Source organism: Bacillus massiliglaciei (assembly GCF_900098925.1).
GTDB lineage: Bacteria > Bacillota > Bacilli > Bacillales > DSM-1321 > Peribacillus > Peribacillus massiliglaciei.
Genome location: NZ_LT622348.1, coordinates 1 through 3051 on the forward strand (window position 1 = coordinate 1; position 3051 = coordinate 3051).

The 3051-nt window shown below is 41.0% G+C and carries 3 protein-coding genes; all 3 read left to right on the forward strand.

From position 1 onward, the window contains the following. The first annotated feature begins 269 nt into the window (after window positions 1-269). A complete protein-coding gene (locus BQ4305_RS01355) occupies window positions 270-839 on the forward strand; it encodes a helix-turn-helix domain-containing protein (RefSeq protein WP_110926130.1) in 570 nt (189 codons plus the stop codon). Window positions 840-1082: 243 nt separating this feature from the next. After that, a complete protein-coding gene (locus BQ4305_RS01360; protein WP_234396842.1) occupies window positions 1083-1559 on the forward strand; it encodes a GNAT family N-acetyltransferase in 477 nt (158 codons plus the stop codon). Between the two features lie 23 nt (window positions 1560-1582). Then, window positions 1583-2797 carry a CynX/NimT family MFS transporter gene (locus tag BQ4305_RS01365; RefSeq protein ID WP_110926132.1) on the forward strand — a complete coding sequence of 405 codons (1215 nt, stop codon included), beginning with the start codon at window positions 1583-1585 and terminating at the stop codon, window positions 2795-2797. Window positions 2798-3051: the final 254 nt, after the last annotated feature.

The window sequence follows — 3051 nt, forward strand, 5'->3', positions numbered from 1 at the left end:
GAGGGTTGAAAAGTTTATATAATCGATATGAATTTCTGCGTCAAACTTAATGGAACCGCCGTATACCGAACGGTACGTACGGTGGTGTGAGAGGTCGGGGGTTAATCACCCCCTCCTACTCGATTGCAGTTTTTATCGTACTGTATAGAAAGCGTGTATATCATACTATATAATATGGATGGTTTCGTATTTTTTAGTAAACTGTAAGAGGAAATAGTAATTCGTATTTTATCTTATAAATCTCAAGACCTTTCTGAAGGGTGATTACAATGAATAAAGGTACAGATGATCCAAAACAAGTGGTGCTGCAGGTTGGTGCAGTGCTTAAGAAATTGCGTAAAGACAAGCATTTGAGTCTTGAAGAGCTGTCGAAACTATCGGGTGTGAGCAAGCTGACACTTGGAAATATAGAACGGGGAGAAACAAATCCGACGGTTGGAGTGCTGTGGAAGATTTCAAAAAGCCTTTCGATTCCGCTTATGTCTTTGTTTTCAACGGAAAACAGTGTGAACGTCTCCCGGGCAGGGAGCGGGTTAAGAATTGCAGGGGATGGAGGAGATTGGGTCATTGAACCTGTTTTTCAAAATTCGAATGATAAGATCGAAATGTATCGGGCGTATTTACAGCCGAATCGTACATACCATCCAGAAAAACATCATCCGCATACAACAGAGCTTGCTACGGTCATGTCAGGGACCGTTACGATTCAGGTAAAGAATGAGTCCTACATCCTAAATGAATTTGATTCAATTAGTTTTGACGGGAATGAAACGCATTCCTATACCAATCATACAGACAGTGTTGCCGTTCTGCATATTTTATTGAAATATGGTGTCTAAACATTAGTTCAAGCCTCCGTCCTTTAACTTGTTAAATGGGTCAGGAGGTTTTTAACGTTGTTCTTTGAATAATTAATTTTATATTTATTATAATATAGTGTGAAAAAATTCTAAAATAGTATAATATAATATATATTCCATGACTGGGAGATGTATAGTGTGAAATCTGCTCAAGAGCTTAGTCCTCGAAAGTATTGCTGAACATGAATAGACAGCAACATTCGTGCTTGTTGAAGAGAGGGAGTGTCGAAATTGATAGAGTTCCGATCAGTAAGACTTGAACAAATGGAAGTCCTAAAGAAAATAGTAAATTCAAATCAGGCGTTTAACCATTTATCAGAGGGACACCCTAAGCTTAATGATGAAGAGGTTCTGAAGATGTATGAGACATCCAAAGGTCAAGGCGCAGTCATGAACTTTATTACAGATGACGGAGATCCAATTGGTGTAATTGATTACCTTATGGAGAATCCCTCAGATAAGATGCCATGGCTCGGTTTACTTATCATACATAGTGATTATCAAGGTCAGGGATATGCAAGTAAAGCGCTAAAAAAATATGAATCTTTAATGAAGGAGAAAGGAATAAAAAAAGTGCGGTTAGGCGTTATTAAAGAGAATAATCCTGCCTTGAATTTTTGGATAAATAGAGGCTTTTCTTTTTATGAAGAAAGGCTAGGGGATAAGTGGACTGTTTTATGCTTTGAAAAAGAGTTATAAGAATGAAAGAAGGGGAAGACAATATGAGTCAGCACGATCTACCGGAAAATCCATCTGTTCACAGACCGGCAGTTTGGATCATGATTATAGGAATTATATTTATTGCAGCTAATTTACGGGCTCCATTAACTTCAGTGGGTCCTTTAGTCGGCTTTATTAGAGATGATATTCATCTATCGAATACGTTGGCAGGATTGATTACGACATTACCGCTGCTTGCTTTTGCCCTTTTTTCACCGATTGTCCCTAAATTAGGGCGGAAATTTGGTGCAGAAGCCGTGATTTTGGTTTCAATCATCTCGTTAACCATTGGGATTTTTCTGCGGTCTATTTCAGGAGCGGCCGCTTTATACATGGGTACGGCTATATTGGGCTTAGCAATTGCTGTCTCTAATGTATTGCTGCCTGGCCTTATTAAAAGAGAGTTTCCTGAGCGAATCGGTGTAATGACAGGTGTTTATTCGATTTCGATGAATTTATTGGGAGCAATAGCTTCTGGTATCAGTGTGCCCCTTGCAGTTGGAGCAGGGTTGGGGTGGAAGGGGGCGCTGGGAATCTGGGGCATACTCAGTTTCATCTCTCTATTATTCTGGCTGCCTCAAATCAAACGCCGCACTAAGGGAACTGAGTCCATTCACCATCATCAGCCTGAAAGTCATGTGAATGTTTGGAAATCGGCATTGGCCTGGCAAGTAACGTTATTTATGGGGCTGCAGTCTATGGTCTTTTACATTCTGATTGCCTGGCTGCCTGAAATTTTAACAGAGCAGGGGCTCAGTTCGGACCATTCTGGATGGCTGCTTTCTATGATGCAGCTGGCGTTGCTTCCATTTACTTTTATTGTCCCAGTTTTGGCGGGGCGTATGTCCAGTCAGCGCTCATTGGTTACGATTTCGGCGATTTTACTTTTAAGCGGTACACTTGGGCTGCTGTATGGAAGTATGAATTTGATTATTTTATGGATGATCCTCTTAGGAATCGGCGGCGGCTTTGCCTTTGGCTTGGCCATGATGTTTTTTGGTTTGCGTTCAGAAACGGCGGGGCAAGCTGCAGAACTGTCAGGTATGGCGCAGGCTGTCGGATACCTGCTAGCAGCGACAGGACCTACTCTATTCGGCTTTCTGCATGATGCAACGAACAGCTGGACTGTTCCGCTGTTCATTTTGGCAGGTGCGTCTATATTGCTTTTTATTTTTGGCTTAGGTGCAGCCAGAGACCGGTATATAGGTTCCAAATAAATGAAGATAAAGCAGTGAAACTCTTCAATACTAGATAACATGTACAACAAAAACAACCTCATTATGAGGTTGTTTCAGATTGTCGACAAAAGGCCTTCGGAAGGAATCCCTTCCGAAGGCCTTTCTGTTATTTTTCCTATTTAATCGTTGTATTTTTAATTTTGAGGGCTCATCGAGCCCCATAATTAGCCGATTTGAGGATTGACCCAAGTCCAATTTGCCATCTTCTTTAAATTCATGGCACCAAAAGTAAG